Source organism: Nonomuraea sp. WAC 01424 (genome assembly GCF_003947315.1).
Taxonomy (GTDB): Bacteria; Actinomycetota; Actinomycetes; order Streptosporangiales; family Streptosporangiaceae; genus Nonomuraea; species Nonomuraea spiralis.
The window spans coordinates 40,758-65,918 of the sequence record NZ_QHHZ01000005.1 but is presented as its reverse complement, the minus strand read 5'-3'; the positions used below and the strand labels follow the sequence as shown (position 1 = coordinate 65,918).

Annotated in this window: 30 protein-coding genes; 17 read left to right on the top strand and 13 right to left on the bottom strand. The window is 72.2% G+C overall.

What is annotated here, in order from left to right:
- Positions 1–7: 7 nt before the first annotated feature.
- A complete protein-coding gene (gene aroC / locus DMB42_RS15190; RefSeq protein WP_125635005.1) occupies positions 8–1,189 on the bottom strand; it encodes a chorismate synthase in 1,182 nt (393 codons plus the stop codon).
- A gap of 43 nt (positions 1,190–1,232) precedes the next feature.
- On the bottom strand, positions 1,233–1,814 hold the full coding sequence (locus tag DMB42_RS15185) for an A24 family peptidase (protein WP_125635003.1): 582 nt from the start codon (positions 1,812–1,814) through the stop codon (positions 1,233–1,235).
- Between the two features lie 276 nt (positions 1,815–2,090).
- On the opposite strand from DMB42_RS15185, the gene DMB42_RS15180 reads away from it, so the two are divergent.
- Both DMB42_RS15180 and DMB42_RS15175 read left to right on the top strand, forming a co-directional pair.
- Complete coding sequence (locus DMB42_RS15180) at positions 2,091–2,471, top strand: hypothetical protein (RefSeq protein ID WP_125635001.1); 381 nt, start codon at positions 2,091–2,093, stop codon at positions 2,469–2,471.
- 25 nt (positions 2,472–2,496) lie between these two features.
- The gene (locus DMB42_RS15175; protein ID WP_125634999.1) at positions 2,497–2,880 is read left to right on the top strand and encodes a hypothetical protein; all 384 of its coding nucleotides are present in this window, start codon (positions 2,497–2,499) and stop codon (positions 2,878–2,880) included.
- A 58-nt stretch (positions 2,881–2,938) separates the two neighbouring features.
- Here the strand turns inward: DMB42_RS15175 and DMB42_RS15170 are convergent, their stop codons facing one another.
- Complete coding sequence (locus DMB42_RS15170; RefSeq protein WP_125634997.1) at positions 2,939–3,475, bottom strand: SseB family protein; 537 nt, start codon at positions 3,473–3,475, stop codon at positions 2,939–2,941.
- Between the two features lie 145 nt (positions 3,476–3,620).
- Between DMB42_RS15170 and DMB42_RS15165 the strand changes: the two genes are divergently transcribed.
- On the top strand, positions 3,621–4,220 hold the full coding sequence (locus DMB42_RS15165; protein WP_260477704.1) for a nucleotidyltransferase family protein: 600 nt from the start codon (positions 3,621–3,623) through the stop codon (positions 4,218–4,220).
- Here DMB42_RS15165 and DMB42_RS15160 read toward each other — a convergent pair.
- Positions 4,217–5,326, bottom strand: a complete 1,110-nt coding sequence (locus DMB42_RS15160; protein ID WP_125634992.1) for a ring-opening amidohydrolase — start codon at positions 5,324–5,326, stop codon at positions 4,217–4,219. The two genes, DMB42_RS15165 and DMB42_RS15160, sit on opposite strands and share 4 nt — an antisense overlap.
- 180 nt (positions 5,327–5,506) lie before the next feature.
- On the opposite strand from DMB42_RS15160, the gene DMB42_RS15155 reads away from it, so the two are divergent.
- From DMB42_RS15155 to DMB42_RS15145, 3 genes are all read left to right on the top strand, one after another.
- Positions 5,507–6,175, top strand: coding sequence for an alpha/beta fold hydrolase (locus tag DMB42_RS15155; protein ID WP_260477703.1), 669 nt, complete (start codon positions 5,507–5,509; stop codon positions 6,173–6,175).
- Between the two features lie 91 nt (positions 6,176–6,266).
- On the top strand, positions 6,267–6,914 hold the full coding sequence (locus DMB42_RS15150; RefSeq protein ID WP_185844668.1) for a TMEM175 family protein: 648 nt from the start codon (positions 6,267–6,269) through the stop codon (positions 6,912–6,914).
- Positions 6,915–6,948: 34 nt separating this feature from the next.
- The gene (locus tag DMB42_RS15145) at positions 6,949–8,034 is read left to right on the top strand and encodes an aromatic acid exporter family protein (RefSeq protein ID WP_125634986.1); all 1,086 of its coding nucleotides are present in this window, start codon (positions 6,949–6,951) and stop codon (positions 8,032–8,034) included.
- A gap of 114 nt (positions 8,035–8,148) precedes the next feature.
- Here the strand turns inward: DMB42_RS15145 and DMB42_RS15140 are convergent, their stop codons facing one another.
- On the bottom strand, positions 8,149–8,685 hold the full coding sequence (locus DMB42_RS15140) for a carboxymuconolactone decarboxylase family protein (protein ID WP_125634984.1): 537 nt from the start codon (positions 8,683–8,685) through the stop codon (positions 8,149–8,151).
- A complete protein-coding gene (locus DMB42_RS15135; protein ID WP_125634982.1) occupies positions 8,682–9,233 on the bottom strand; it encodes a peroxiredoxin in 552 nt (183 codons plus the stop codon). The genes DMB42_RS15140 and DMB42_RS15135 overlap by 4 nt, the downstream gene beginning before the upstream one ends.
- 116 nt (positions 9,234–9,349) lie before the next feature.
- On the opposite strand from DMB42_RS15135, the gene DMB42_RS15130 reads away from it, so the two are divergent.
- Positions 9,350–10,273 carry a LysR substrate-binding domain-containing protein gene (locus DMB42_RS15130; RefSeq protein ID WP_260477702.1) on the top strand — a complete coding sequence of 308 codons (924 nt, stop codon included), beginning with the start codon at positions 9,350–9,352 and terminating at the stop codon, positions 10,271–10,273.
- Positions 10,274–10,279: 6 nt separating this feature from the next.
- Here the strand turns inward: DMB42_RS15130 and DMB42_RS15125 are convergent, their stop codons facing one another.
- Positions 10,280–11,296 carry an aldo/keto reductase gene (locus DMB42_RS15125; RefSeq protein ID WP_125634978.1) on the bottom strand — a complete coding sequence of 339 codons (1,017 nt, stop codon included), beginning with the start codon at positions 11,294–11,296 and terminating at the stop codon, positions 10,280–10,282.
- Positions 11,297–11,400: 104 nt separating this feature from the next.
- Between DMB42_RS15125 and DMB42_RS15120 the strand changes: the two genes are divergently transcribed.
- Positions 11,401–11,955: a TetR/AcrR family transcriptional regulator gene (locus DMB42_RS15120; RefSeq protein WP_221762162.1), complete on the top strand. Its 555-nt coding sequence runs from the start codon at positions 11,401–11,403 to the stop codon at positions 11,953–11,955.
- Here DMB42_RS15120 and DMB42_RS15115 read toward each other — a convergent pair.
- Positions 11,933–13,102 carry a pyridoxal phosphate-dependent aminotransferase gene (locus tag DMB42_RS15115; RefSeq protein WP_125634973.1) on the bottom strand — a complete coding sequence of 390 codons (1,170 nt, stop codon included), beginning with the start codon at positions 13,100–13,102 and terminating at the stop codon, positions 11,933–11,935. The genes DMB42_RS15120 and DMB42_RS15115 overlap by 23 nt on opposite strands.
- Positions 13,103–13,127: 25 nt before the next feature.
- On the opposite strand from DMB42_RS15115, the gene DMB42_RS15110 reads away from it, so the two are divergent.
- The 5 genes from DMB42_RS15110 to DMB42_RS15090 are packed head-to-tail and all read left to right on the top strand — an operon-like array spanning position 13,128 to position 17,396.
- Complete coding sequence (locus tag DMB42_RS15110) at positions 13,128–14,846, top strand: alpha/beta hydrolase (protein ID WP_125634972.1); 1,719 nt, start codon at positions 13,128–13,130, stop codon at positions 14,844–14,846.
- Positions 14,843–15,784 carry a DUF418 domain-containing protein gene (locus DMB42_RS15105; protein ID WP_185844667.1) on the top strand — a complete coding sequence of 314 codons (942 nt, stop codon included), beginning with the start codon at positions 14,843–14,845 and terminating at the stop codon, positions 15,782–15,784. The genes DMB42_RS15110 and DMB42_RS15105 overlap by 4 nt, the downstream gene beginning before the upstream one ends.
- Positions 15,744–16,553, top strand: coding sequence for a carbon-nitrogen hydrolase family protein (locus tag DMB42_RS15100; RefSeq protein WP_125634968.1), 810 nt, complete (start codon positions 15,744–15,746; stop codon positions 16,551–16,553). Before DMB42_RS15105 ends, DMB42_RS15100 begins: the two co-directional genes overlap by 41 nt.
- A gap of 4 nt (positions 16,554–16,557) precedes the next feature.
- Complete coding sequence (locus DMB42_RS15095) at positions 16,558–17,004, top strand: hypothetical protein (protein ID WP_260477701.1); 447 nt, start codon at positions 16,558–16,560, stop codon at positions 17,002–17,004.
- Complete coding sequence (locus DMB42_RS15090; RefSeq protein WP_125634966.1) at positions 17,001–17,396, top strand: hypothetical protein; 396 nt, start codon at positions 17,001–17,003, stop codon at positions 17,394–17,396. The genes DMB42_RS15095 and DMB42_RS15090 overlap by 4 nt, the downstream gene beginning before the upstream one ends.
- A gap of 20 nt (positions 17,397–17,416) precedes the next feature.
- Here DMB42_RS15090 and DMB42_RS15085 read toward each other — a convergent pair whose 3' ends face one another.
- The gene (locus DMB42_RS15085) at positions 17,417–18,901 is read right to left on the bottom strand and encodes a carboxyl transferase domain-containing protein (protein WP_125634964.1); all 1,485 of its coding nucleotides are present in this window, start codon (positions 18,899–18,901) and stop codon (positions 17,417–17,419) included.
- A 73-nt stretch (positions 18,902–18,974) separates the two neighbouring features.
- Positions 18,975–20,132 (bottom strand): CaiB/BaiF CoA-transferase family protein, encoded by a 1,158-nt coding sequence (locus DMB42_RS15080; protein WP_125634962.1) that lies wholly within the window; start codon positions 20,130–20,132, stop codon positions 18,975–18,977.
- A gap of 75 nt (positions 20,133–20,207) precedes the next feature.
- Here DMB42_RS15080 and DMB42_RS15075 point away from each other — a divergent pair, with 75 nt between their 5' ends.
- Genes DMB42_RS15075 through DMB42_RS15065 form a run of 3 tightly spaced genes read left to right on the top strand, consistent with a single transcriptional unit; the run spans position 20,208 to position 21,746 of the window.
- Entirely contained in the window at positions 20,208–20,738 is a 531-nt protein-coding gene (locus tag DMB42_RS15075; protein WP_125634960.1) for a uridine kinase, read from the top strand.
- 47 nt (positions 20,739–20,785) lie between these two features.
- The gene (locus DMB42_RS15070) at positions 20,786–21,307 is read left to right on the top strand and encodes an RNA polymerase sigma factor (protein WP_125634958.1); all 522 of its coding nucleotides are present in this window, start codon (positions 20,786–20,788) and stop codon (positions 21,305–21,307) included.
- Complete coding sequence (locus tag DMB42_RS15065) at positions 21,297–21,746, top strand: hypothetical protein (protein WP_125634956.1); 450 nt, start codon at positions 21,297–21,299, stop codon at positions 21,744–21,746. Before DMB42_RS15070 ends, DMB42_RS15065 begins: the two co-directional genes overlap by 11 nt.
- Here DMB42_RS15065 and DMB42_RS15060 read toward each other — a convergent pair.
- The gene (locus tag DMB42_RS15060; protein WP_185844666.1) at positions 21,724–22,404 is read right to left on the bottom strand and encodes a histidine phosphatase family protein; all 681 of its coding nucleotides are present in this window, start codon (positions 22,402–22,404) and stop codon (positions 21,724–21,726) included. The two genes, DMB42_RS15065 and DMB42_RS15060, sit on opposite strands and share 23 nt — an antisense overlap.
- A 92-nt stretch (positions 22,405–22,496) precedes the next feature.
- Between DMB42_RS15060 and DMB42_RS15055 the strand changes: the two genes are divergently transcribed.
- Entirely contained in the window at positions 22,497–23,366 is an 870-nt protein-coding gene (locus tag DMB42_RS15055) for an NAD(P)-dependent oxidoreductase (RefSeq protein WP_125634952.1), read from the top strand.
- A 32-nt stretch (positions 23,367–23,398) separates the two neighbouring features.
- Here the strand turns inward: DMB42_RS15055 and DMB42_RS15050 are convergent, their stop codons facing one another.
- Together DMB42_RS15050 and DMB42_RS15045 are read right to left on the bottom strand one after the other, a co-directional pair.
- Positions 23,399–24,292: a Gfo/Idh/MocA family protein gene (locus DMB42_RS15050; protein ID WP_125634950.1), complete on the bottom strand. Its 894-nt coding sequence runs from the start codon at positions 24,290–24,292 to the stop codon at positions 23,399–23,401.
- Between the two features lie 262 nt (positions 24,293–24,554).
- Complete coding sequence (locus tag DMB42_RS15045) at positions 24,555–25,085, bottom strand: hypothetical protein (protein WP_125634948.1); 531 nt, start codon at positions 25,083–25,085, stop codon at positions 24,555–24,557.
- Positions 25,086–25,161: the final 76 nt, after the last annotated feature.

The window sequence follows — 25,161 nt, the reverse complement described above, 5'->3', positions numbered from 1 at the left end:
GCGGCCGTCACTTGATCACCATCGAGGAGAGGTAGCCGGACAGGTTGCGGGCGACCTCCTCCACCGAGTCGCCGCCGAACTTCTCCAGGGCCGCGTCGGCCAGCACCAGGGCGACCATGGCCTCGGCCACGATGCCGGCGGCCGGGACGGCGCAGACGTCGGAGCGCTCGTGGTGGGCCTTGGCGGCCTCGCCGGTCTTGACGTCGATCGTGGCCAGGGCCCTCGGGACGGTGGAGATGGGCTTCATGGCGGCGCTGACGCGCAGGATCTCGCCGTTGGTCATGCCGCCCTCGACGCCGCCCGCGCGGTTGGTGACGCGCTTGACGCCGTTCGCGGCGGTGTACTCGATCTCGTCGTGGGCGCGCGAGCCGGGCCGCCTGGCCGTCTCGAAGCCGTCGCCGACCGCGACGCCCTTGATCGCCTGGATCCCCATGAGCGCGGCGGCGAGCCGGGAGTCGAGCCTGCGGTCCCAGTGGGTGTAGCTGCCCAGGCCGGGCGGCAGGCCGTAGGCGAGCACCTCGACGACGCCCTCGAGCGTGTCGCCGTCCTTGTGGGCCTGGTCGATCACGGCGACCATGGCGGCGCTGCCCTCGGGGTCGGCGCAGCGGACCGGGTCGTCGTCGATGCGGGCCAGGTCGCCGGGGCCGGGCAGGACCTCGGTCGGGGTCTGGGCGCCGCCGATGGAGGTGACGTGGCTGATGAGGTCGACGCCGAGCGCCTGCTTCAGGAAGCGCCTGGCGACCTCGCCGAGCGCGACGCGGGCGGCGGTCTCGCGGGCGCTGGCCCGGTCGAGCACCTGGCGGGCGTCGTCGAAGCCGTACTTCTGCATGCCGGCCAGGTCGGCGTGGCCGGGGCGGGGACGGGACCTCGGCGCGTTGCGGGCCAGGCCCTCCAGTTCGGCCGGGTCGACCGGGTCGGCCGACATGACCTTCTCCCACTTGGGCCACTCGGTGTTGCCGACGCGGACGGCGATCGGGCTGCCCATGGTGCGGCCGTGGCGGACGCCGCCGACGATCGTCACCTGGTCCTGCTCGAACTTCATCCGGGCGCCGCGGCCGTAGCCGAGCCTGCGGCGGCGCAGGGCCTCGTCGATCGCGGCCGTGGTCACCTCGACCTCGGCGGGCAGTCCTTCGAGGATGGCAACGAGTTCGGGGCCGTGGGACTCTCCGGCGGTCAACCAGCGCAACATGCCTCCAAGTCTTCCACGTGCCGCCGGGTGGGATGTCCGTCGTTCACCAGCCGAGACAAAGCGCCAAAAACGCACCTAGCAGCATGAACGGCCCGAAAGGGAACTGGGTGTGCCGGTCGCCGCGCCCGGTGAGCAGCAGCGCGACCGCGTAGAGCGCGCCGAGCACCTGTCCCGCGAACGCCGCCGCCACCCACGCCTGCCAGCTCATGGCCGCCGCCGCCATGCCGATGAGCCCGGCCAGCTTGACGTCGCCGAGACCCATCGCGTCCGGGCGGGCCAGCCACAGCAGGCCGTAGACGGCCGCCAGCGCCGCCGCGCCGAGCGACGCGCGCGCCAGCTCCCCGGTCGGGAGCAGGGTCAGTGCGATGATCGGGTACGCGGGCAGCGTGATCGCGTCGGGCAGCAGGGTGGTACGCCAGTCGATGACCGCCAGCGCCGTGCCGGCCAGGGCGAACCCCGCGTACGGCGGCCCGGCGAGCCAGGCGGTCATGGCCGTCACGGCGGCGGTCAGCAGTTCCACGCCGGGCGGCCAGGGCGGCGGGGGCGCGAGGTCGTCGTAGGCGTCGGCCAGGGCCCTGACCTGGCGTCCGGCGAGCAGACCGAGCAGCGCCATCAGTGCGACCACGACCAGACCCTAGTGCGGCGGCCCCGCGGCCGTCCCGGGATCGCGGGACCGGGGCCGTGCGGGCCTTGGTATGGCGTACGCCAAGGACGGGAGCCGCGCTCCGGCGGGCCGGGGCCCTTGGCACCGGGGGTCAGGACGTCCGCCGGTGGTCATGGGTTCGGGGGTGATCTGCCAAGGAACTTTGATCGTCCGGGACGGGGTGGCACGCGGGCCGGAGGGTGGTCAGGAACTTACTTTCTGTCGTGGCCCCCCGGAAAATGACCGAGAGGAAGACCCATGTTCCGTGGCATCCTGGCCGGCGGCGTCGCGTTGAGCGCCGCAGGTCTCATCCTGACCGGCCCCGCGGCGTACGCCGACCTGAAGGCCCCGTACGCGCGGGCCGCGGCGATCGTCGACGCGGACGGCGAGCTGAACAACGGCAAGAACGTCGTCAAGTCGTGGCGGGCCTCGATCGGCCGGTACTGCGTGCAGATCGAGCGGCAGGTGGCCGCGTCCGGCGCGCTGGTCCAGCTCACCTCGCGCGCGCCGCGCCGCCTGCCGTTCGTCGCCTACCGGAATCCGTCGGCGATCTGCAACGAGCCCAACACCATCACCATCGGCGTCTACGACGTCGACGGCCGCCTCGCCGACGGCGGCTTCGACCTGTCCATCGCCTGACCCGGAAACCGAAGGAGCACCCACTATGAACAGCATCCGGCGCATCGCGGCAGGCGCGCTCGCCGCCGCGGCCGTCCTGACGCCCGCCGCCGCCGCGAAGGCGGACACGCCGTACGCCCAGGCCTCGGCCACCGTCCGGGGGGACGGCGTGGTCCTGCACAGCGAGAACATCGACGAGGTCCGGCGTATGTTCCGGGGGACGTACTGCGTCATCCTCGGCGAGAGCGTCGACCTCATCGGTGACGTGGCGATCCACGTCACGCCCACGGGCCGGTCCGTCTTCCCGCGCACGCTGTCGGTGCAGCGTCAAGCACCCGTGTGCAGCGGCCACATCCGCTCGGTGGCCGTCTTCAGCCAGGTCGCCAACGGCCTCTCGGCCGACACCGGGTTCTACCTGACCGTCTCCTGAGGACGTTCCGCGAGCGCCCCCGGCCGGTGGAAGGCACCGGCCGGGGGCGTCGGCGTGTTCAGGCGTTCCTGCGGGAGAACCAGCGGCGGCGCGGCGGGGCGGGCTCCATCCTGGCCACGGTGACGTCGGCGAGCCGGTCGAGCGTGCCGGACTCGACCGCGGCCAGCGCCCTGAGCACCTCGCCCTCGATCACGAACTGCACCGGCCCGGCCACGTCCACCACGACCGCCGCCGCCTCCTCGTGCACGGCCGCCTGGCAGACCTGGAGCGTGCCGGCCTGGATGGGCCTGGCGTCCTTGCGCCACCTGGTCAGCGCGTCGGTGCCGGTGAAGGCGAGCACGGCGTGCCGGCCGTCGTGGCCGACGAGCTTGGGCAGCGCCATCTCGCTCTCCTTCTCCTGGCGCAGCCCGTGCGCGCCGACCTCGGACTCGGTCAGCATGGCGACCACCGGCACCAGCAGCCGCGCACCGCTCAGGGCGGCCAGCACGTCGGCGGGGCCGGACGTGCCCGCCTCGTAGGCGGCCAGCGCGGCGGCCACGGCGGGGGCGGCGCTGCCGTCGTCGTCGGGGTCGAGAGGTTGCGGGATGCTCGGCACAGCGAACGAGACTACCCGCGGAGGTGACCGCCCCGGCCCCCGGCGCGGTCCCGGCGCGGTCCCGGCGCGGTCCCGGCGCGGTCCCGGCGCGGTTCCGGCGTGGTTCCGGCGCGGTTCTGTCGGGGGCGGCTGGTACACAGGTCGGGTGCGGATCTCGCGGCTTCCTCTCGACGAGCAGCCCGCCGCGGTGCGGGCCGTGCTGGAGACCAACCCGTCGCTCGTCCGGGTGCTCGGGCTGGCCCGCGGGCTCGACCTGCCCGGCTGGTGGCTGGCCGCGGGCGCGGTCGTCCAGACGATCTGGAACCACGTGACCGGCCGCCCGCCCGGTTACGGCCTCAAGGACTACGACCTGATCTACTACGACCCGTCCGACCTGTCGTGGGAGGCCGAGGACCGCGCGATCAGGGCCGGGCGGGAGACGTTCGGCGACCTGCCGGTGGAGATCCGCAACGAGGCCCGGGTGCATCTGTGGTACGAGAGCCGCTTCGGCGTGCCGTGCCCGCCCTACGAGGGCTCGGAGGACGCGATCGACTCCTTCCCCAGCACGACCGGCGCCGTCGGCGTACGGCTCACCCCGTCGGGCGCGTGGCGGATCTACGCCCCCTACGGCGTGGCCGACGCCTTCAACCTCGTGCTGCGGCCCAACCCCAGGCTGGCGACCCGGGAGGTCTACGAGGCCAAGGCGGCGCGATGGAGCGCGGCCTGGCCCGAGCTGACCGTGCTCCCGTGGCCCTGGCGGTCCTAGGAGCCCTCGCGGTCCTGGCCGAGGTCGGCGATGGCCGCGACCGGTCCGCCGCCCGACGGTCCCTGGTGCACGGCGGCCACCGAGACGAACACCGCGGGGTCGCCGGTGACCGAGGCCGCCACCCCGCCGACGGCCGCCTTGATCTGCCGGTGCCAGTGCACGTCGGAGTCGTCCAGCATGATGTTGCGCCGCCCGCGTACCTGCCCCGAGGGGTCGGCCTCGCACTTCATGAAGACGTTGACCAGGCGTCCGCCGAGGTCCGACGGGTGCGGGCGCTCGGGCAGCGGCAGCCCGGCGTCCCTGATGGCCTCCCAGATGCCGTCGGCGTCGAGGGCGTCCTTCATCACGCTGTGGCCGATGCGGTAGCGCCCGCCGATCCCGCGTACGTTCCCCACCAGCACGATCTGCGCCCGGTCCAGCTCCACCCCCGACGAGCACGAGGCCACCGACGAGTACAACGACAGGTCCTTGTGGATCTGGGCGGCGTCCGGCATGTCGATCTCGCCGAGCGCGACGGCGATGCCGAGCGCGGTGGTGGAGTTGGACAGGTCCATGGAGGGGCCGGTCTCCTCGATGGCGGTGTCCTTGCCGCGGCTCTTGGCCTCGGTGATGGTGGCCAGCGTGAGCAGCGGCGTCTTGGTCTGCACGTAGTGCACGTCGCGCGGGTCGTCGATGCCGGCGACCTTCATGGCCTCGCGCACCCCGGCGGCGACCTTCTCCACCATCGCCGGGCGGCCGATGTCCTCGGGCAGGATGACCTCGCTCATCGCGACGCCCACCGACAGGCGCGGCTCGTCGCTCGGGGTCGCGTCCGCCGTGGTGGCGAAGACCGTGGCGTGCGGGCTGAGCACGCCGTCGGTGCCGCCCGACCACACCAGCGGCACGCTCTCGGGGGACGGGTGGCCGTGCTCGGCCAGGACCTCGCGGAAGGCGCGGTCGGCCAGGATGCGCGTGTAGTCGTTGACGCCGCCGTTGCCCTCGGTCTTGCCGATCACCGCGAGCACCCGGCGCGCCTCGATCACCCCGTCCGCGATGAGCCGTGACAGCCCGGAGGCGTCGGTCACGCTCTCGATCGGCACCTTTCGCACTTCAATCGGGTCCGGCATGCGTTGCCCCTTCTCCAGTACCGGCTTCCCCACCGTGGCGACGCTAGCCGAGCCCGTCGGCAGGGTTCATGGGCAATGTCTGCCCATGAACGGCCGCCGCGATGTCAAGGTGCGCCCGCCGGTCAAGCTCTCGGCGGAACGATGAAGTTCGCGAAAGCACCGAAGGTAGTGTTCCCGGATGTGATTCGCGAAGCCCATGTCAACGGCATCAAGCTCGTCTATCGCGAGGAGGGTGACCCCGCCGCTCCCCCGCTGGTCCTCCTCCACGGCAGGACCGCGAACCACAACGACTGGAACGGCATCACCCAGCACTTCGCGGCCCGCCACCACGTATTCGCCCCCGACCTGCGCGGGCACGGCGCCAGCGACCGCCCCGGCGAGTACGCGGTCGGCACGATGGCCGAGGACGTCGTGGCGCTGCTCGACCACCTGGGCCTCGACCGCGTCCGGCTGGTCGGCCACTCGCTGGGCGGCATGGTGGCCTACCACGTGGCCATGCGCCACCCGGGGCGCGTCGAACGGCTGGTGCTGGAGGACGTCACGCCGCCGTACCCGGTCGAGGGGCGTCCGCCCCTGGTGGAGGACGGCTCCACGGAGTTCGACTGGCGGATGATGCACCAGACCGAGCCGTTCATCGTCGATCCCGATCCGGCGCTGGCCGCCGAGCTGGGGAGGATCACGGCTCCTTCGCTGGTGTTGTCGGGCGGGGAGAGCAGCCCGTTCGACGCGCCCGCGCTGGCCCGCCTGATCCCCGGGGCCGAGCTGGTCACGATCGAGGCCGGGCACCTCATCCACGCCGCCGAACGGGCCGCGTTCCTGCACGCGGTGGACGCCTTCCTGGACCGGTGAGCCCGAGGGCGCCCGGCGCTCTATGCTGGGCTCCCCCCACGATTCTCGGAGATCCGCTGTGTCCAGCCCCCCACCGGCCCCCCGTCCCGGTATGACCCCGGAGCGGGTCGGGATGTTCAGCGACGCGGTCTTCGCGATCGCGATCACGCTGCTCGTCCTGGAGATCCCCCGCCCGGAGGAGGCGCAGTTCGGCGACCTCGCGGGCTTCCTGGCCGAGCGCCAGGGGTCGTTCATGGCGTTCGCGCTGGCCTTCCTCATGCTCTGGTTCAGCTGGCGGGCCCATCACACGCTCTTCGACCAGCTCCACCGGGTCACCCAGCCCGTCCTGCTGCTGCATGTGCCGTTGCTGCTGTTCGCGGCGTTCCTGCCGTACACGATGAACCTGTGGAGCGAGATGTCCTCCTTCCACGGCGACGGCGAGGCGTCCAAGGGCCTGGCGCTGGCGCTGTTCGCGGGCACCGAGGCGATCCTGATGTTCTGCCAGGGCGCGCTGTTCACGCTGGCGCTCGCGCAGGGGCTGCTCAACGGCAACGCCAGCAGGCGGCGTATGGGCACCTCGGCCTGGGTCTACTGGGGTTGCGGTGTGTTGTGGGCGGTCAGCGCGGTGCTGGCCTTCTCGCTCGGCGAGGACTCCACGTACCTGTGGATGGCCACGCCGGTGGTGGTCGCGGTCATCGTGTTCGTCCGCCGGCGGTTCGCGCCCGGCCTGGTTCAGCCGGAGCTTCCGGGGCAAACGTGACCCCAATGTCATAAAGATCAGCCAAGGTGGAAAGGTGCGAACGAGGCTCAGCGACCATGTAAGGGAACGACTGGGCACGTTCGGCCTCATGGCGCCCTCGATCGTGCAGTGCGCGGTGGGCTCGGCGCTGGCCTGGATCGTCGCGATCGAGCTGCTCGGCCACGCCCATCCGTTCTTCGCGCCGATCTCCGTGCTGATCTGCGTCGGTGTGGGGCTCGGCCAGCGGCTGCGGCGCGTCGCCGAGCTGGTGATCGGCGTGAGTCTCGGCGTCGGCGTCGGCGACCTGCTGGTGTCGTGGATCGGCTCGGGGCCCTGGCAGCTCGCGCTGGTCGTCGGGCTGGCCATGGCGATCGCGCTGCTGCTGAACGGCGGGGCGCTGTTCGTCGCGCAGGCGGGCTCCTCGGCGGTGCTGGTGGCCACCCTGCTGCCCGGCGAGAACGCCGGAGGGCTCGACCGCATGGCCGACGCCCTCACCGGGGGCGTCATCGGCGTCGCGGCGGTCGCGCTGATGCCGGCCAGCCCGTTCACGATCGCGGCCAAACACCTGTCGGGCGTGCTGGACGCGCTGTCCACCGTCCTGGAGCAGGCGGCCGAGTCGATCGAGAAGCGGGACGTCGATCTCGCCGCCGAGGCGCTGGAGGAGGCCCGGACGACGCAGGCGGCCGTCGAGGAGTTCGCGATGGCGCTGGAGACCAGCAAGGAGATCACCATGATCTCGCCGCTGCACTGGCACCGGCGCGCGGCCCTGGCCCGGTACGAGACCGCCGCCGTACCCGTCGACCTGGCCCTGCGCAACGCCAGGGTGCTCGTCCGCCGCACGCTGGCGGCGCTGGGCGAGGCGAGCCCGCCGCCCACGGCGCTGGCCGAGGCCATGCGGGAGGTCTCGGAGGCGGCGCTGCTGCTGCAACTGGAGCTGGCGGCCGGGCGCGATCCCGTGCTGGCGCGGCAGGCGCTGCTCGCGGTGGCGGCCCGGGAGCGGCCCGAGCAGCTGGGGTTCTCGGCGCACGTCATCATCGCGCAGCTCCGGTCGATCGCGGTGGACCTGCTGCAGGCCACGGGCATGGAGCACGAGGAGGCCAGCCGCTCGCTCACCCCGCTCGACGAACCCCAGGCGAGCTGAACCCTCCGCGTACAGCCCCCGATGCTCGTCGCGGGCGCGTCGAAGGGGAGGCGCACCCTCTGCTGACGCGCGAAGGCGGGCGCCCGGGTGGGCGCCCGCCTTCGCAGGGTGGGGTCAGACCGCCGTCAGGGCGGCCTCGGCCTCCAGCGTCGCGGCGGTGGCGTTGACCACGGCGGCCACGCGCAGCGCCTCCTGGACGTGCTCACGCGGCATGCCCGCGCCCCGCAACACCTGCTCGTGCGACTCCAGGCAACGACCGCAGCCGTTGATCGCGGAGACCGCCAGGCACCACAGCTCGAAGTCCGTCTTGTCCACGCCCGGGTTGCCGATCACGGTCATCCGGAGCCTGGCCGGCAGCGTCGCGTACGTCTCGTCGCCGATCAGGTGGGTCGCGCGGTAGTAGACGTTGTTCATCGCCATGATCGACGCGGCCGCCTTGGCGGCGGTGAACGCCTCGGCCGACAGGTGGCCGGCGGCGTCCTGCGAGACCTCGGCGATGACCCGCGCCGACCTGGTGGCCAGGGCGCACGCCAGGACCGCCCCCCAGAGCTGCTGGTCGGTCAGCGACGAGGTGGTCGTGACCGAGCCCAGGTTGAGCCTGGTGTCCTTGGCGTAGTCGGGCAGGAGCGACTTCAGGTTGTCGATGCTCACTGAGCCAGCAGCTTCTGCGCGTCGAGGCCGGCCTCGCCCTTGTTCCAGTTGCACGGGCACAGCTCGTCGGACTGCAGGGCGTCGAGGACCCGCAGGACCTCCTTGACGTTGCGGCCCACGGAACCGGCGGTCACCATCGAGAACTGGATCTCGTTGTTCTGGTCGACGATGAACGTGGCGCGCTGGGCGACGCCGTCCTGGCCGAGCACGCCACAGGACTCCGACAGCTCGCGCTTGATGTCGCTCAGCATCGGGAAGGGCAGGTCGCGCAGGTCGTCGTGGTTCTTGCGCCAGGCGTGGTGCACGAACTCGGAGTCGATGGAGACGCCGAGGACCTGGGCGTCACGGTCGGCGAACTCGCCATTCAGCCGGCCGAACTCGGCGATCTCGGTCGGACAGACGAACGTGAAGTCCTTCGGCCAGAAGAACACCACGCGCCACTTGCCCTCGTAGGTCTTGTGGTTGATCTCAGCGAACGCCTTGTCGGGGTCGAGGTCGACGCAGGCAGTGAGTTCGTACTCGGGAAAGCGGTCACCGACGGTGAGCAAGTTCCTTCTCCTTTGGAGGAAGTGCGGGTCAGGGCACCTACGTTGCCCCACCTACCATTGATTCGAGAAATCGAGCAGTCTCACCAATCTGAGAGGTGATTCCTATCAGTGAACCCATGCCCACCCTCGCTCAGCTGCGTTCTTTCCTGGCCGTGGCCGAGCATTTGCACTTCAGGGAGGCGGCGACCGCACTGAAGATGAGCCAACCCACCCTCTCCGGAAATATCGCCTCATTGGAGGAGATATTGGACACACAACTCCTCGAACGCACCACCCGGAAGGTGCTGCTCACCGCGACGGGCGAGCGCGTCGCCGAGCACGCCTGGCGGGTGCTGGCCGCGGTCGAGGACCTGATGGGCGAGGCCGCCCAGAACCGCGAGCCGTTCAGCGGCCCGGCCCACCTCGGCGTGATCCCCACCGTGGCGCCGTACGTGCTGCCCGCGCTGCTGCCCATGTTCGCCCAGCGGTTCCCGCACCTGAAGCTGACCGTGCACGAGGCCAAGACGGACACGATCCTTGAGGAGGTCCGCGAGGGGCGGCTCGACATGGTGCTGCTCGCCCTGCCGACGGAGGTGGGCGGCCTGGTGGAGGCGCCGCTGTACGACGAGGACTTCCTGCTGGCCCTCCCCCACGACCATCCCCTGGCCGCCGACCCCGCGCCGCTGGACCGCGACGTGCTCAAGGGCCTGGACATCGTGCTCCTCAACCAGGGCCACTGCCTGCGCGAGCAGGCCATCGACGTGTGCCGCGAGGTGGGCGCGCGGGCGACCGCGACCACGTACGCGACCAGCCTGCCGACGCTGGTGCAGCTCGTGGCCGGGGGCCTCGGGGTGACGCTGCTGCCGGAGTCGGCGGTGCCGGTGGAGACGGGCAAGCGCGTACGCCTGGCCCTGCGCCGCTTCGCCGCCCCGGCCCCGGGCCGTACGATCGGCCTGGCCTACCGCGCCTCCTCGGCCCGCACCCCCGAGTACGCCCAGCTCGCCGAGGCCATCCGCACCGCCATCCGCCAGCGCAGGCTCCCGGTCAAACTCATCTCGTGAACGGGATCAACGGGGGACGAGGTGGAAAAAGGAGCCGTCGGCGGGGGTGAGGGCGGGGTCGGAGAGCTCGTCCAGGCGGGCGGTCGCCTCCGGCGGGAGGGTGAGGTCGAAGGCGGCCAGGTTCTCCCGCAGTTGCCCCACCGAACGCGGCCCGAGCAACACCGACGTGACGCCCGTACGGCTCGCGACCCAGGCCAGCGCGACCGCGGCGGGGTCGGCCCCCAGACCGGACGCGACCTCGGCCAGCCCCTCGGCGACGGCCAGGTTGCGGTCGTTCAGCAGCGACTCGGCCCAGCGGGTCGCGCCGGGCATCGCGGCGCCGAGCAGGCGGCCCATGCGGCTGTCGGGGTCGGGGAGCTCGCCGCGCCGGTAGCGGCCGGTCAGGACGCCGCCGCCGAGCGCGCCGTACACGACCGCGCCGAGGCCCAGGCGTTGGCAGGCGGGCAGGATCTCGGCCTCGACGACCCGCTGGATCAGCGAGTACTGCGGTTGCAGGCTCACGAACGGCGTGCCGCTCACACGCTCGGCGGCCCACTGCGACTCGACGAGCTGGGCGGCGGTGAAGTTGGAGCAGCCGAGGTAGCGCACCTTGCCCGAGCGTACGAAGCCGTCGAGGGTGGCCATCGTCTCCTCGATCGGCGTGTCCGGGTCCCACTGGTGGCACTGGTAGAGGTCGATGTAGTCGGTGCCGAGGCGGCGCAGGCTCGCCTCCAGGGCGCGGGTGAGGTGCCGCCTGGACAGGCCGCGCCCCTCGGGGCCGACCGGCATGGCCCCCTTGGTGGCCAGCACGACCCACTCGCGCCTGCCGCGCAGCGCCCGGCCGACGATCTCCTCGGTCTCGCCGCGGTGGTAGAGGTCGGCGGTGTCGATGAAGTTGCCGCCCGCGTCGAGGTAGGCGTCGATGACGCGGCCCGCCTCGGTCTCGTCGCCGGCGGCCAGGCCGTACTCGGTGCCGAAGTTCATGGTGCCGAGGCACGCGCGGGAGACGCGCAACCCGGAACGACCCATGGTCTGGAAGTGCACGAAAGCCCCTAGAATCGGAATGATTGTTCCGCTTGGATGCCAAGAACGATACGGAACCGATGTTCCGGATGTCAACGCGAGGATGTCGACGTGAGGAGGGGCCCATGCGTGCCGACGCCGCGCGCAACCGCGTCCGCGTGCTGGAGGCGGCCGAGGTCGTGCTGGCCCGCGACGGACTGGACGCGTCGATGCGCGAGATCGCCGCGCTGGCGGGGGTGGGCGTGGGGACGATCTACCGCCAGTTCCCCACCAAGGAGGCGCTCTACCAGGCGATCGTGGCGGCCCGGCAGGAACGGCTGGCCGAGATGGCCGAGGAGCTGGCCGGCGCGGACGACGCCGGAGCCGCCCTCTTCGGGTTCTTCGACCGCATCGTGGCCGACTCGACGGTCAAGAAGATGCTCGTGGACGCCCTGGCCAGCGCCGGCATCGACGCCAAGGCGGGCGCGCCCGACATCAGGGGCGCGATCGGCACCCTGCTGGCACGCGCCCAGGAGTCCGGGGCGGTCCGGGCGGACGTGGGCATGGCGGAGCTGGTGGCCCTGCTCAGCGCCGCCTGTCTGGCGGCCCAGCACCACAACTGGAGCGACGACCTGCGGGTCAGGACCCTGGCCGTGATGTTCGACGGCCTGCGCCGGGCTACCCCTGCGACAGGCGCTTGAGCCGGGTCACCGCCTCGTCGATGACCTCGTCCTTCTTGCAGAACGCGAACCGGACGAAGTGGCTCCCGCGTTCGGGATGGTCGTAGAAGACCTGCGTCGGGATGGCCACCACCCCGGCCAGCTCGGGCAGGCGCCGGGTGAACTCCAGGCCGTCTTCGAAGCCGAGCGGCCGGATGTCGGTCTGCACGAAGTACGTGCCCGAGGGCCTGAGCACCTCGAAGCCCGCCGCGGCCAGGCCGTCCATCAGCCGGTCGCGCTTGTCCTGCAGCCCTGCGCGCAGCGCGGCCACCCACTCCAGCTCGGTGCGCAGCCCGTAGGCCACGGCGAGCTGCCAGGGCGCGCTCGCGGTGAAGGTCAGGAACTGCTTGACCGTCGAGACCGCCCGGACCAGCTCGGGCGGCGCGCACACCCAGCCGGTCTTCCAGCCCGTGACCGAGAACGTCTTGCCCGCCGAGGAGATCATGACCGTGCGCTCGCGCATGCCGGGCAGCGTGGCCAGCGGGACGTGCTCGTCGCCGTCGAAGGTGAGGTGCTCGTAGACCTCGTCGGTGATCGCGATCAGGCCGTGTTCCTGGCACAGCTCGGCGATGACCGTCAGCTCGTCCCTGGTGAGGACCGTGCCCGTCGGGTTGTGCGGCGAGTTGACCAGGATCGCCCGGGTACGCGGCGTGACGGCCGCGCGCAGCTCGTCGGGATCGAAGGTGAAACGGCCGTTCACCGGTCGCAGCGTCACCGCCGCCAGCCGGGCCTGGGCCAGCGCGATCGAGGCCGCGTAGGAGTCGTAGTACGGCTCGAACGCGATCACCTCGTCCCCCGGCTCGCACAACGCCAGGACGCTCGCCGCGATGGCCTCGGTGGCGCCCACGGTGACCAGCACCTCGCGCGCCGGGTCGTAGTCGAGCCGGTAGTGGGCCATCCGGTGCTCCGAGACCGCCTGCCGGAGCTCCAGCACCCCCGGCCCCGGCGGGTACTGGTTGGCGCCCGAGGTGATCGCCTGCACCGCGCGGTCGAGCATGGCGGCCGGCCCGTCGGTGTCGGGGAAGCCCTGTCCGAGGTTGATGGCCCCGGTCTGCACGGCGAGCGCGCTCATCTCGGCGAAAATCGTGGTGCCGAAGGCGCGCATCCTGCTAACAAGTGGTTCGGTCACGTCCCCACACTATTAGTCTCGTCCCGTGATCATCCGGGTCGTGCTAGCCCTCGCCCTGAGTGTGCCCCTCGTCATGAGGGACGCGCCCCCCTCCGTCGAGGCCGGGACCTGTCCTGTCGCCGTGCCGGAGCACACGGTCTGCGGGTTCCTGCGGGTTCCCGAGCGCCGCGACGCGCCGGACAGGACGGTCGAGGTCGGCTACGCCGTCCACACCTCGACGGCGCCCGGCCGCCGGCCCGACCCGATCGTCTACATGGGCGGCGGGCCCGCGTCGTCGTCGCTCCAGCTCACCGGGTTCCTGAGCCAGATGTTCCCCGACCGCGACGTGGTGACGATCGAGCAGCGCGGCGCGAAGTACTCCCGTCCGGTGCTGGGCTGCCCCGAGACGGCCGAGGCGATGCGCGGACGGCTGCGCAGGCCGCCCGCCGACGTCGCCGCGGCGGCCCGGCGCTGCCGTGCCCGTCTCCAGGAGCAGGGCATCGACCTGCGGGGCTACAACACCAAGGAGATCGCGGCCGACGTGGTCGCCTTACGCCGGGCGCTCGGCTACCCGTCCTGGAACCTGTTCGGCGTCAGCTACTCCACCCGTGTCATGGCGGACGTCGCCGCGGCCGACCCCGGCGGCCTGCGGTCGGTGGTGCTGGACTCGTTCCTGCCCGAGTCCGTGGCCTGGTACGACGACGCCGACCGGAACCTGCGCGACACCCTGGCCACGCTCGGCGCGGGCGACGCCTTCGAGCGGATGGTGTCCAGGCTCAACCGCTCCCCCGCCCGGGTGCCGACCACCGATCCGCTGCTCGGCAGGCCGTTCACGGCGACGATGTCCGGTGACGACGTCGCCACGGTCCTCGCCGAGGCGCTGCACGAGGCCGACGTGTCGGCCGTGGCGCCCGCGCTGGTCGGCGGCCTGGCCGAGGGGCACGACGAGCTGCTGCGGCCGCTGGCCGACGCGGTGGGGCAGGCGCTGGTGTCGCACGAGTTCGGGCTGTACCACGCGGTGCAGTGCCAGGACGAGGTGCCGTTCAACAGCTACGCCACCAGGTCCCGGCTTTTCACCGTAAATGCGGATAAAGCGGTGTGTGATACCTGGCAGCTCCCCCGGTCCACCCCCGTGAACGCCGTACCCAAGGCCCCCGTCTACGTCGTCGGCGGTGAGCAGGACCCCACCACGCCCGCGCGGACCGCCGGCCCCGCCGCCAGGGCCATCCCCGGCGCCCGCTTCGAGACCTTCCGCGGCAGCCACGCCGTCTTCCTCACCAGCGCCTGCGCCAGGAAGCGCATCGCCGAGTTCGTCGAGGCCCCCGCCCGCCTCTGGCCGAAGCCCTGCGAGCCCGACCCGGCCCAGCCCCCGACGCTCCGGCTCGCCGACACGCACGTCACCGGGGCGCCGTACCAGATCTCGCTCGCGCCCTGGCTGGCCGCGCCCTTCGCGCTGTTCCTGCTCGTCTCGCTGGTCCAGTTCGCCGCCGGCGCGCTGCTCGGCCGGACGGTCAGCGCGTACGCCGGGCTGGCCGGCGTGGCGTTCGCCGGGCTGACCGGCCAGGCCGTCTACGGTATGGCCAGCAGGAACGAGACGGCCCTGGCCGTCGGCGTCCCCGGCACGGTCGGCCTGTACACGTGGCTCGCGGCGGCCTCGGCCGTGGTGAGTGTCGCGGCCCTGTTCCACGCACGGCGGTGGCCGCAGATCGCGGCGGCGGTCACCGGCGCCGGTTTCCTCGTATGGTGGTGCACCTGGTTCCTGTGACGCGCATCCGTGAGCTGGACGCCCTCCGCGGCTTCGCGGTGGGCGGCATCATGCTGGTCAACACCTGGCAACACGCGAGCCACGAGCCCTACACCGGCATCGACCGGGCCGTCGAGGCGCTGTTCCAGAGCCGCTTCTATCCGATCTTCTCGCTGCTGTTCGGCATCAGCTTCGTGTTGTTCCTCGACCGCTCAGGCAGCCGCTGGGCGCTGGTGCGCCGGCTGGCCTGGCTGATGTGCTTCGGCCTGCTCCAGCACACCTTCTACGAGGGCGAGGTGCTGACCGACTACGCCCTGTACGGCCTGGTGGTGCTGCTGCCCGCCTCGTTCCTGCCGGGCGGCCTGCCGGTGCTCGTCCTGGGGATCGTGGCGACCGGCTGGGCGACCTGGCACGGCGCGGGCCCCTCGCTCATCCCCGGCCTGTTCCTGGTCGGCATGGGGCTGATGCGGCTGCGTCCGCCGCGCAGCCTGCTGCCGCCCGTGTTCGCGGTCTCGGCGCTGGCCTCCGTGGCGCTGACCGCCGTCTGGGCCGGCATCGACGACACGCCGGGGGCGGGCGACTGGACGGTCTACAGCGTGGCCGCGCTGACCGGGGCGGCGGCGTACACGAGCGGGCTGCTGCTGGTCCTGCGGCCGTGGTTGTCGGCGCTGCTGGAGCCGCTCGGCCGGATGGCGCTGACCAACTACGTCACGGGCACGGCGGTGATCGCGCTGTGCACGGCGCCGCTGAAGAGCGATCCCACCCGCTGGGCGGTACTCGCGGTGGCGCTGACGACGGTGGTGGCGCAGACGTTGTTCAGTGGGTGGTGGCTGACCAGATTCCGTTACGGACCACTTGAATGGATCTGGCGATGCCTGACCTGGTTTCGACTGGTGCCCAACCGGTTAGAGTCGCCCCGTGACCACAATCGCCCTCTGCCAGATTCCGGTCTCTCCTGACCCGTCCACCAACCTCAAGAGGGCCCGGGAGGCGCTGGCCCGGGCCGAGGGCGCCGACCTGGCGATCTTCCCCGAGGCCACGCTCACCCGGTACGGCAGGCGCGTCACCGACCTGGCCGAGCCGCTGGACGGGCCGTTCGTGTCCGGGCTGGCGGAGGCGGCCCGCGCCCACGGCCTGGCGGTGATCGCCGGCGTGTTCGAGCCGGGCGAGGGCCCGGCCGGCGCCAAGGTGCACAACACGGCCGTGGCGATCGACGCGGAGGGCACGGTCAGGGCCGCGTACCGGAAGATCCACCTGTTCGACTCCTTCGGCTCGAAGGAGTCCGAGATCGTCGCGCCGGGCGCCGAGCCGACGGTCGTGGAGCTGGCCGGGCTGCGCGTCGGGCTGATCACCTGCTACGACATCCGCTTCCCCGAGCTGGCCAGGGCCCTGGTCGACAAGGGTGCCGAGCTGTTCGCGGTGATCGCCGCCTGGGGGTCCGGCCCGCTGAAGGAGGACCACTGGGTCACGCTGGTCCGCGCGCGGGCCCTGGAGAACACGATGTGGACCGCGGCCGTCGGCCAGGCGCCCAACCCGGAGGAGTCGAAGGACGGGTTCGGCGTGGGTCGCAGCATGCTGGTCGACCCCCTCGGCGTGGTACGGGCCGACCTCGGCACCGGCCCCGGTGTCCAGCTCGTCCACCTCGAGGCCGAATGGACGGCCACCGCCAGGTCCATGCTCCCGTGCCTGGATCACCGGGTGCTCAAGGGTCAACCGACCGTAAAGTAGAGGCATGAGTGGAACGCAGATGCAGAAGGTCGTCCCACCGCGTCTGCTCGTGCCATATCTGTCGGGCAAGCGCACGGTGATCTCCGGTTACGTCTACCGGGTCCAGGACTGCGTCCGGCTGACCACGCCGGCGGCCCTCTACCACGGTCTCGACCTGTCCTACGACGGCTCCGAGCTGTTCCCCGAGGTCCCCGAGCTCTACGTCATGCGCTGGCACGCCCGCGACGTCGACACCTACGCCGTGCCCTACGGCCCGCACATGGGAGGTGACTGGAGCGACGTGCCACCGTTCGCCGGCAACGGGTTCACCACCTCGCCCGACCACGTGGTGCCGCAGTTCCACACCGTTCCGATGCCGATCCCGGCGGGCGCGGAGATCGTCCACGTCACCGACGAGGGCGAACGGCCCTTCGCCGGCTACGACGGCCTGACCTGGCGGCCCGCCGCATGAGCGAGGAGATCACGCCGGTGGCCTCCGGCTTCGTGGCCCGCTTCGGCGAGCGTACGCTGCCGGCCGCGCTCGGCCCCGACAACGACCAGGTGGTGCTGTTCAGCGAGGTGGAGCTCGACGGCTTCGAGGCTGCCTCGGGCTACTGGCGGCGGGTGGTGGCCAGGTCGCAGGTGGAGTGGCTGGTGCTGATCCGCACCGTCGGCGCCTTCGGCGGCGAGCCGTGCATCGTGCTCGACGAGGACGACGACGGCCTGCACATCGCCTACACCGGCCACAGCGGGATGAAGGCCGAGGCGCTCGGCTACTGGATGGTCGACCACGGCGCGTACGAGGTCGTCGTGCCCCGCGAGGAGGTCTTCTCCATCCGCGTCGAGCGCATCCCCGTGCCGTAGGCCGCCCGAGGCCGTGGCCGCTATCCCAGGTTCCGGTAGCGGGCCAGGACGTCGGCCAGGCGGTCGGCCGGGCTCGCCTCCAGCAGCTTGGCGATCTCGTACTCCAGCGCCCGCCCCACCCGCTCGCAGAACTGCCTGGGCTCGTACGCGGCGTCGGGCAGCTCGGGGATCACCCGGTCGACGATGCCGTCGCGGCGCAGGTCGGTGGCCCGGATGCGCTGCGCCTGGGCGATCTCGGGGGCGAAGTCGACCGACCGGTACAGGATGGCCGAGGCGCCCTCCGGCGGCAGCGGCGACAACCAGGCGTGCTGCGCGCACAACACCCGGTCGGCCGGCAGCAGCGCCAGCGCCGCCCCGCCCGCGCCCTCGCCGAGCAGCAGGCAGACGGTCGGGGCGTCGAGGGTGACCAGCTCGGCCAGGCAGCGGGCGATCTCGGCGGCCAGCCCGCCCTCCTCTGCCGACTTCGACAGGTCGGCGCCCGCGGTGTCGACCACGGTGACCAGCGGCAGCCCCAGCTCGGCCGCCAGGCGCATGCCGCGCCTGGCCACCCTGAGCCCGGCCGGGCCGAGCGGCGAACGCTGGCGCTGCCTGCGCCGGTCCTGGCCGAGCACCACGGCGGGCGCGGCCCCGAACCTGGCCAGGGCCAGCACGAGGCCGGGCTCGTTCTCGCCGGCGCCGCTGCCGCTGAGCGGTGTCACGTCGGTGGCGGCGAGCTTGAGCAGCGTACGCACGCCCGGACGGTCGTCGCGGCGCGAGCGGGTGATCGCCTCCCACGGCTCGACGGGCCGCAGGTCCTCCACGGGCGGCTCGCCCGCCTCGACGCCGGTGTGGCCGCCGCACAACACCGCGAGGGCCCTGATCGCGACCCTGCGGGCGTCGTCGGCCGACACGACGGCGTCGACCAGGCCGTGGTCGTAGAAGTTCTCGGCCACCTGGACGCCCTCGGGAAAGGGGTAGCCGTGCAGCGCCTCGAACACCCGCGGCCCGAGGAAGCCGATCAGCGCCTCCGGCTCGGCCGCCGTGACGTGCCCGAGCGACCCCCAGGAGGCCAGCACCCCGCCCGTCGTCGGGTGGCGCAGGTAGACGACGTACGGCAGCCCGGCGGCGCGGTGTTCCTGGACCGCGACGGTGATCCGGACCATCTGGACGAACGCCAGCGCGCCCTCCTGCATCCGCGTGCCGCCCGAGGCGGGCGCGGCCAGCAGCGGCAGCCGTTCGCGGGTGGCGCGCTCGATCGCGGCGGCGATGCGGGTGGCCGCGGCGACCCCGACCGAGCCGGCCATGAAGGAGAACTCGCAGACCACGACGGCGACCCTGCGGCCGTCGAGCAGCCCCTCACCGGTGATCACCGACTCGTCGTAGCCGGACTTCACGCGGGCCGCCGCCAGCTCCTCGGCATAGGGGGAGCCGGGCTCCGCCGGATCGGCGGGCGGCGCGTCCCACGATTTCCACGACCCCCTGTCGAGGACCGCTTCGATCAGTGTGCGCGCGTCCGGACGGCTCACTATCGCTCCTAACGATCAACCGATGATGCCATGGTGACGCACGAGGGTACAGGCCGGGGCCGGGAATTGCCGATCATGGCTCGCGCTCTTCGAGCCAGGCGAGCACGGCCTCGCCGTCCTGGCCGAGCGCGGGGGGCGCGGTGTGCTCGGACGCGGGCAGGCCGTCGAAGCGCAACGGCGGCCCCGGCAGCTCGATCCTGCCGAGCACGGGATGGTCCACCTCGACCAGCAGGCCCTGGGAACGGGTCTGGTCCCAGGCGTAGACCTCGTCGATCGACCTGATCGCGCCTGCGGGCACGCCGGCCTCGCCCAGCCTGGCCAGCCAGTGGGCGCGGTCGTGATCGGCCAGGGCCTTCTCCATGTCGGCGATCAGCTCGTCCCGGTGTGCGAATCTCTGTCTGTTGGTCGCATATTTCGCCACATCAGGGTCGATGTCGAGTAGCTTGGCGACCTTCTTCCACTGGCCGTCGTTGGCCACGGCGATCTGCAGCATGCCGTCGGCGCAGTGGAAGGCGCCGTAGGGGGCGATGGAGGCGTGGTGGTTGCCGTTGGCGCCGGGCACCTGGCCGCCGACCGTCCAGGCGGTGCCGTGGTAGGAGTGGACGCCGGCGACCGCGGCCAGCAGGGACGTGCGCACCACCCGGCCGTGGCCGGTGCGCTCGCGCTCGTACAGGGCCGCCGCCACGCCGTACGCGCCGTGGATGCCGGCCAGCAGGTCGGCGATCGAGGCCCCCACCCGGTACGGCTCCTCGCGCGAGGGCCCGGTCAGCGACATCAGCCCCGCCTCGCCCTGGGCGATCTGGTCGTAGCCCGGCCGGCCGCCCTCGGGCCCGTCGTGGCCGAACCCGGTGATCGACAGGACGACCAGGCGCGGGTTGAGCTCGTGGAGGCGTTCGACGGGGAAGCCGAGCCGGTCGAGCACGCCGGTGCGGAAGTTCTCGATCAGCACGTCGCTCTGGCGGACGAGGCGTTCGATGAGCCGCTTGCCCTCGGCGGACTTGAGGTCGACCGCGATGGACTGCTTGTTGCGGTTTGCCGCCAGGAAATAGGTCGAAATATCGTGATCAGGCCCGACGAAGGGCGGCCCCCAGCCGCGCGACTCGTCACCCCCGTCCGGATGCTCCACCTTGATCACCCGTGCGCCCAGATCGCCGAGCATCTGTGCGGCGTGCGGCCCCGCGAGGGCCCTGGACAGATCGAGGACGACGACGTCGCCGAGGGGTCCGAGCAAGATCAACCTCCAGCTTGCGTTGGGCCGGAAGAATATTCTCTCAGGCGGCCTTCTCCCATCACCTACCCTGGTCCGATGAATTCCCTGGCCCGCCGCATCCAGGCCCTGCCGCCCTCCTGCGGGCCCGTCCGTCTGGTGGCCGTGGACGGGCCGGCGGGCTCGGGCAAGACCACCTTCGCGGGCCGGCTCGGCGCGGCGCTGCGCTGCCAGGTGATCCACAGCGACGACTTCCCCGTCCACTGGGACGACGGCCCCGGCGCCTGGTTCCACCTGCTGGACGAGCAGGTCCTGCAACCGCTCCGGCACGGCCGTCCCGCCGGTTTCCGCAGGTACGACTGGGTGCGCGAGCGCTACACCGACCACGTCGAGGTGCCGGCCGCGCCCGTCCTGATCGTGGAGGGCGTCGGCACCGCCCGCCGCTCGGCCGCCCGCCTGCTGGCCTTCACCGTCTGGGTCGAGGCGCCCGAGTCCGTACGGCTGCGGCGCGTCCTCGACCGCGACGGCCCGGAGCTCGAACCCCGCTGGCGGCAGTGGTTCGCCGCCGAACGGGCCTGGTTCGCCGCCGACCGCACCCGCGAACGCGCGGATCTCGTCGTCGGAACGTGAACCTGGCCGCCCTCCCGCCCGACTGAGCACGGTGACGGAAGGACGACATGACCGATGAGCTGCTCGTCGTACGCGCCCAGCTGGGCGAGCGCGCGGCGATCGCCGAACTCGTACACCGCTGGCACACCCCTGTCTGGACCTACGCGCGGCGCATGCTGGACGCCGAACGCGCCGACGACGTCACCCAGGAGATCTGGGTGGCCGTCGTACGCGGACTGCCCCGGCTGCGCACCCCCGGCCGGTTCGCGCCCTGGCTGTTCACCATCGCCCGCCGGGCGGTCACCGACCGCCTGCGCGGCGAGTACGCGCGGGCGGAGAGCGCGGGCGGCCCCGAGCCGGTCGCGGACGACCCGGTCGAGGCCGTCGTGGACCGCGCCGGCCTGATCTCCGCCCTGTCCGCCCTGCCCCTTCCCGAACGGGAGATCCTCGTCCTGCACTACCTGGAGGACCTTCCGGTCGAGGAGTGCGCCCAGATCTGCGGCATCCCGGCGGGCACCGTCAAGTCCCGGCTGAGCCGTGCCCGCCGCCTCCTGCGCGACCACCTGAAGGAGATCGACCATGACCGATGAGCCGCGTCTCACCGCCGACGAGATCATCCAGCGCCTCGAAGCGACGTTGTCGCCGTGGCGGCGCGTACGCGCCCTCACCGCCCTGCTCGCCGGCGCCGCCGGGGCGGTCTTCGTGTCCGCCCTGTGGTGGACCGAGCCCGGCCCGCTGCCCGGCCGCACCCAGCTCGCCTTCGCCGCCTTCACCGCGTTCTGCCTGGCCTGGGCCTGCTACGGGGCCTGGCTGAGCACCCGCGGGACGCCGCTGTTCGCCCGCGACCGGGTGATCGCCGGCTGGATCGCCCTGGCCGCCGCCCTGCTCACCACCGCGCTGGTCGCCGCCGTGGCCGCGGGCGCGCTGGTGTTCGGGCTCGCCTTCGTCGTGGTGGCCGCCGTCCTGACCGTACGGGCGCACACGACGCGGGCGCGGCTGCTGCGGCTCAAGCGGGATCTAGGTGGGTGACGTCGTTGAACGCCACCACCTCGAACCCCCCGCCGGCCGCCCGCCAGACCGACACCGACGCGTTGAGCACCGGCGCGAACCGCAGGACGTCGGCCAGGTCGGCGTCGTCCCGCCCGGCCACGACGTGCCGTAGCCCCAGCACCACCGAGTCGTGGGCGACGATCAGCACCCGCCGCCCGTCGGCCTGCTCGCGCAGCCCGGCCAGGAAGTCCTTGAGCCGGACCACCACGTCGCCCAGCGACTCCCCGCCGGGCGGCCGGTAGGCGTAGGGCCCCTCGGCCCGCATCCGCGCCACCTCGTCGGGGAAACGTTCGCCGATCGCGGCCAGGTTGTAGGGCGCGAACGCGCCCGACTCCTGGTCCCTGAGCCGCTCGTCCACGGTCACCGGCAGCGGCCCGCCGCCCCAGGTCTCCTGGGCGGTCCGCCAGGTCTCCAGCGCCCGCAGGTACGGCGAGCACCACACCACCTCGGGCGCCTCGTGGGCGGGCAGCCCGGCCAGCATCCGGCCGAACGCCCGTGCCTGGAGCAGGCCGAGGCCGGTCAGCGACACCTCGTGGTCGCCCCGCTCGTAGACCAGCGGCCGGTCACCCGCCTCCGCGTGGGCGAGGTTGGCCTGGCTCTCCCCGTGTCGTACCGCCATGATCCGCGTCGGTCCCATGCCTGCCATCCTGACATCGAGAACGTGCGGACGGGACGGCGTACAGGGTGGCCGTCACGGGCCGATGAGAAGGCCCGTCGTAGGGTGAGATCATGACTGAAGTCGCAGTACTCGGGGCCGGGCTCATGGGCGCCCCCATGGCCCGCAACCTGCTCAAGGCCGGCCTGCCGGTCAGGATCTGGAACCGTACGCGGGACAGGGCCGAGGCGCTGGCGGCCGACGGCGCGGTCGTCGCCGCCACCCCTGCCGAGGCGATCGAGGGCGCCGACGTGATCGTCACGATGCTCAGCGACGGCGACGCCGTGCACGACGCGATGACCGCCGCCGCGCCCGCGCTGCGCCCCGGCCAGGTGTGGGCGCAGATGAGCACGGTCGGCGTGGCGGCCGTGGAGCGCCTCGCCGCGCTGGCCGCCGAGCACGGGCTGATCTTCGCCGACGCGCCCGTCCAGGGCACCAGGCAGCCGGCCGAGCAGGGCAAGCTGGTCATCCTGGCGGCCGCCCCCGAACCGGCCAGGCCGGCGCTCACCCCGGTCTTCGACGCCGTCGGCGCGCGTACGCTCTGGCTGGGCGACGACGGCGCGCTGGCCACGGGCTCCAAGCTCAAGATGGCCGCCGTCAGCTACGGCATCTCGATGACCGGCATCGTCGCCGAGGCCCTGGCCCTGGCCAAGGGGCTCGGCCTCGACCCCGGCCTGGTCCGCGAGGTGGTGAGCGGCGGCCCGATGGACAACGTCTACTTCCAGGCCAAGTCGAAGGCCATCCTGGAGGGCGACTTCGAGCCCTCCTTCACCGTGCACAACGCCGAGAAGGACACCCGTCTGATCACCCAGGCGGGCGAGGCGGCGGGCGTTCGGCTGGACATGGTGGCGGCGGCGGGCGAGCGGCTGCGCCGGGCCGAGGCCCAGGGGCACGGCGGGCAGGACATGGCGGCCACGTACTTCGCGAGCTTCGAGGAGAAGTGAGCCTCAGGCCGGGAGGCGGCCCCCGGCCGCCTTCAGCCGGTCGTGGCCTGCTCTCGCGCTGAGACCAGGACCTCCAGGATCGCCAGCGTCTGCTCCCACGGCACCGGGCTCGGCCCGCCGCGCACCATGCCGAGGAACGCCTCCATCGTCCCCGCGTACCCGAGCCCCTGGACCGGGTCCGGGCCGCTCTCGATCACGACCGACTCGCTGCCGTGCCGCCCGTGCAGCGTCACCGTGTACGAGTTGCCCTCGGAGATCCCCAGGATCTCGACCGTCCCGACGATCCCGCTCCCCCACCGCAGCGCCAGCACGCCGGTGTCCTCCGACCTCAGCGTCCGGTAGTGCCGCCTGGCCCCGGCCGCCCCCACCAGGCGTACGTCCGGGCCCAGAAGGGCGACCAGCAGCTCCACGCCGTGGATGCCCATGGTCACCATCGTCCCGCCGCCCTCGCCGGGGGTGTCCTGCCAGGCGTTGTAGCCGTCCGCCCACATGCCCACGTCATGCCGTACGGTCGCCCGTACCGACGACACGTCCCCCAGGTCGGCCCGCACCCCGGCGAAGGCCGGCGCGAAACGCAACACGGACGCCGACAACACCCGCTCGTGCACCGGCAACCGGCGCAGGGCGTCGAGCTGCGCCCGGGTGGCGGCGGCGGGTTTGTTCACGAAACACGGCACGCCGGTCTCCAGCACCCGCCCGAGCGCTTCTGGCACCTCCGGGTTGGGCACGGTCAGCACGACCCCGTCGAGCTCCCCCGCCAGCACCTCGTCAAGACCGGTCGCCACCTTCGCCGTGGGATGTTCCTCCGTGAACCGCCGCAACCGCTCGGGATCCGGCTCCCACACGACCAGCTCGGCGTGGCGGGCCAGGGGGCGGGCGTCGGTGTAGGGATGGCTGGTGGCGAGCCCGGCAAGCGCGATACGCACAGCGCCTCCTCCAACTGGGATGACATTTCAGGAAATGATCCCCATCATGTCAGGACCGAGATCGAGGGTGACACTGCGTGCACATCCGGGTACAGTAGGAGCACGCCGCCTTCCTACGGGGGGGTGGAAGTGAACCGGGTGTACTGCCGGAATTGACAGGAGCCCGGACCTCGCGACAGCAAGACAATGCCGACCTCCTGCGGAGGGATCGGAAGTGAGCCCGGGTGGACCGCCGGACGACGGAAGCCCGGGCTCGCGCATGTCAACGGGCGTCGATGGCCCTCACGAGCATTCCGCTCTCCACCTGGCTCCAGAACCGATGATCGCCGCGCTCGGCCAGAGACTTCGCCCCCGCGATGATGTCCGGCAACCACAACAAGGGCTCGGCCATGGGGTCGCACCACGACACGACCAACTTCGACGGCATGGCGTGGCGCCCTTGGAGCACGGCGACCAGTTCGTGATCCCGCCGATCAAGCTGGCCCCGACGCTCGAAGACCACGTCATTCACGTGGTGGTCGCCCAGCTCCCAGAGCAGGCACTCCATGCACTTGCGCCGGGCCCGCTCCTGTCGCTTGGCGTCCAGGCCGGTGGACGCCACGAGAATGCCCGCGGGCCGCAGCGCAGCCACCGCCTCGATGAGCTGCATCCGCCGCTTGTCGTTCTCGTCGCGCCAGTGCAGCCGCGGCTGTCTCCGGAACAGCAGCGCGCGCAGCTCGGTCCGATAGTGGTCCGTCTGATGGGGAGCCACGAACATCGCGGCCATCAGATACACACCATGCGTGAGCAGCATGGACTCATCGACGTACGCCGAGGACGGGGGGTTCACGAGGGGCCATGGTAGCCCTGCTCGTCACGAAGGGTGATGA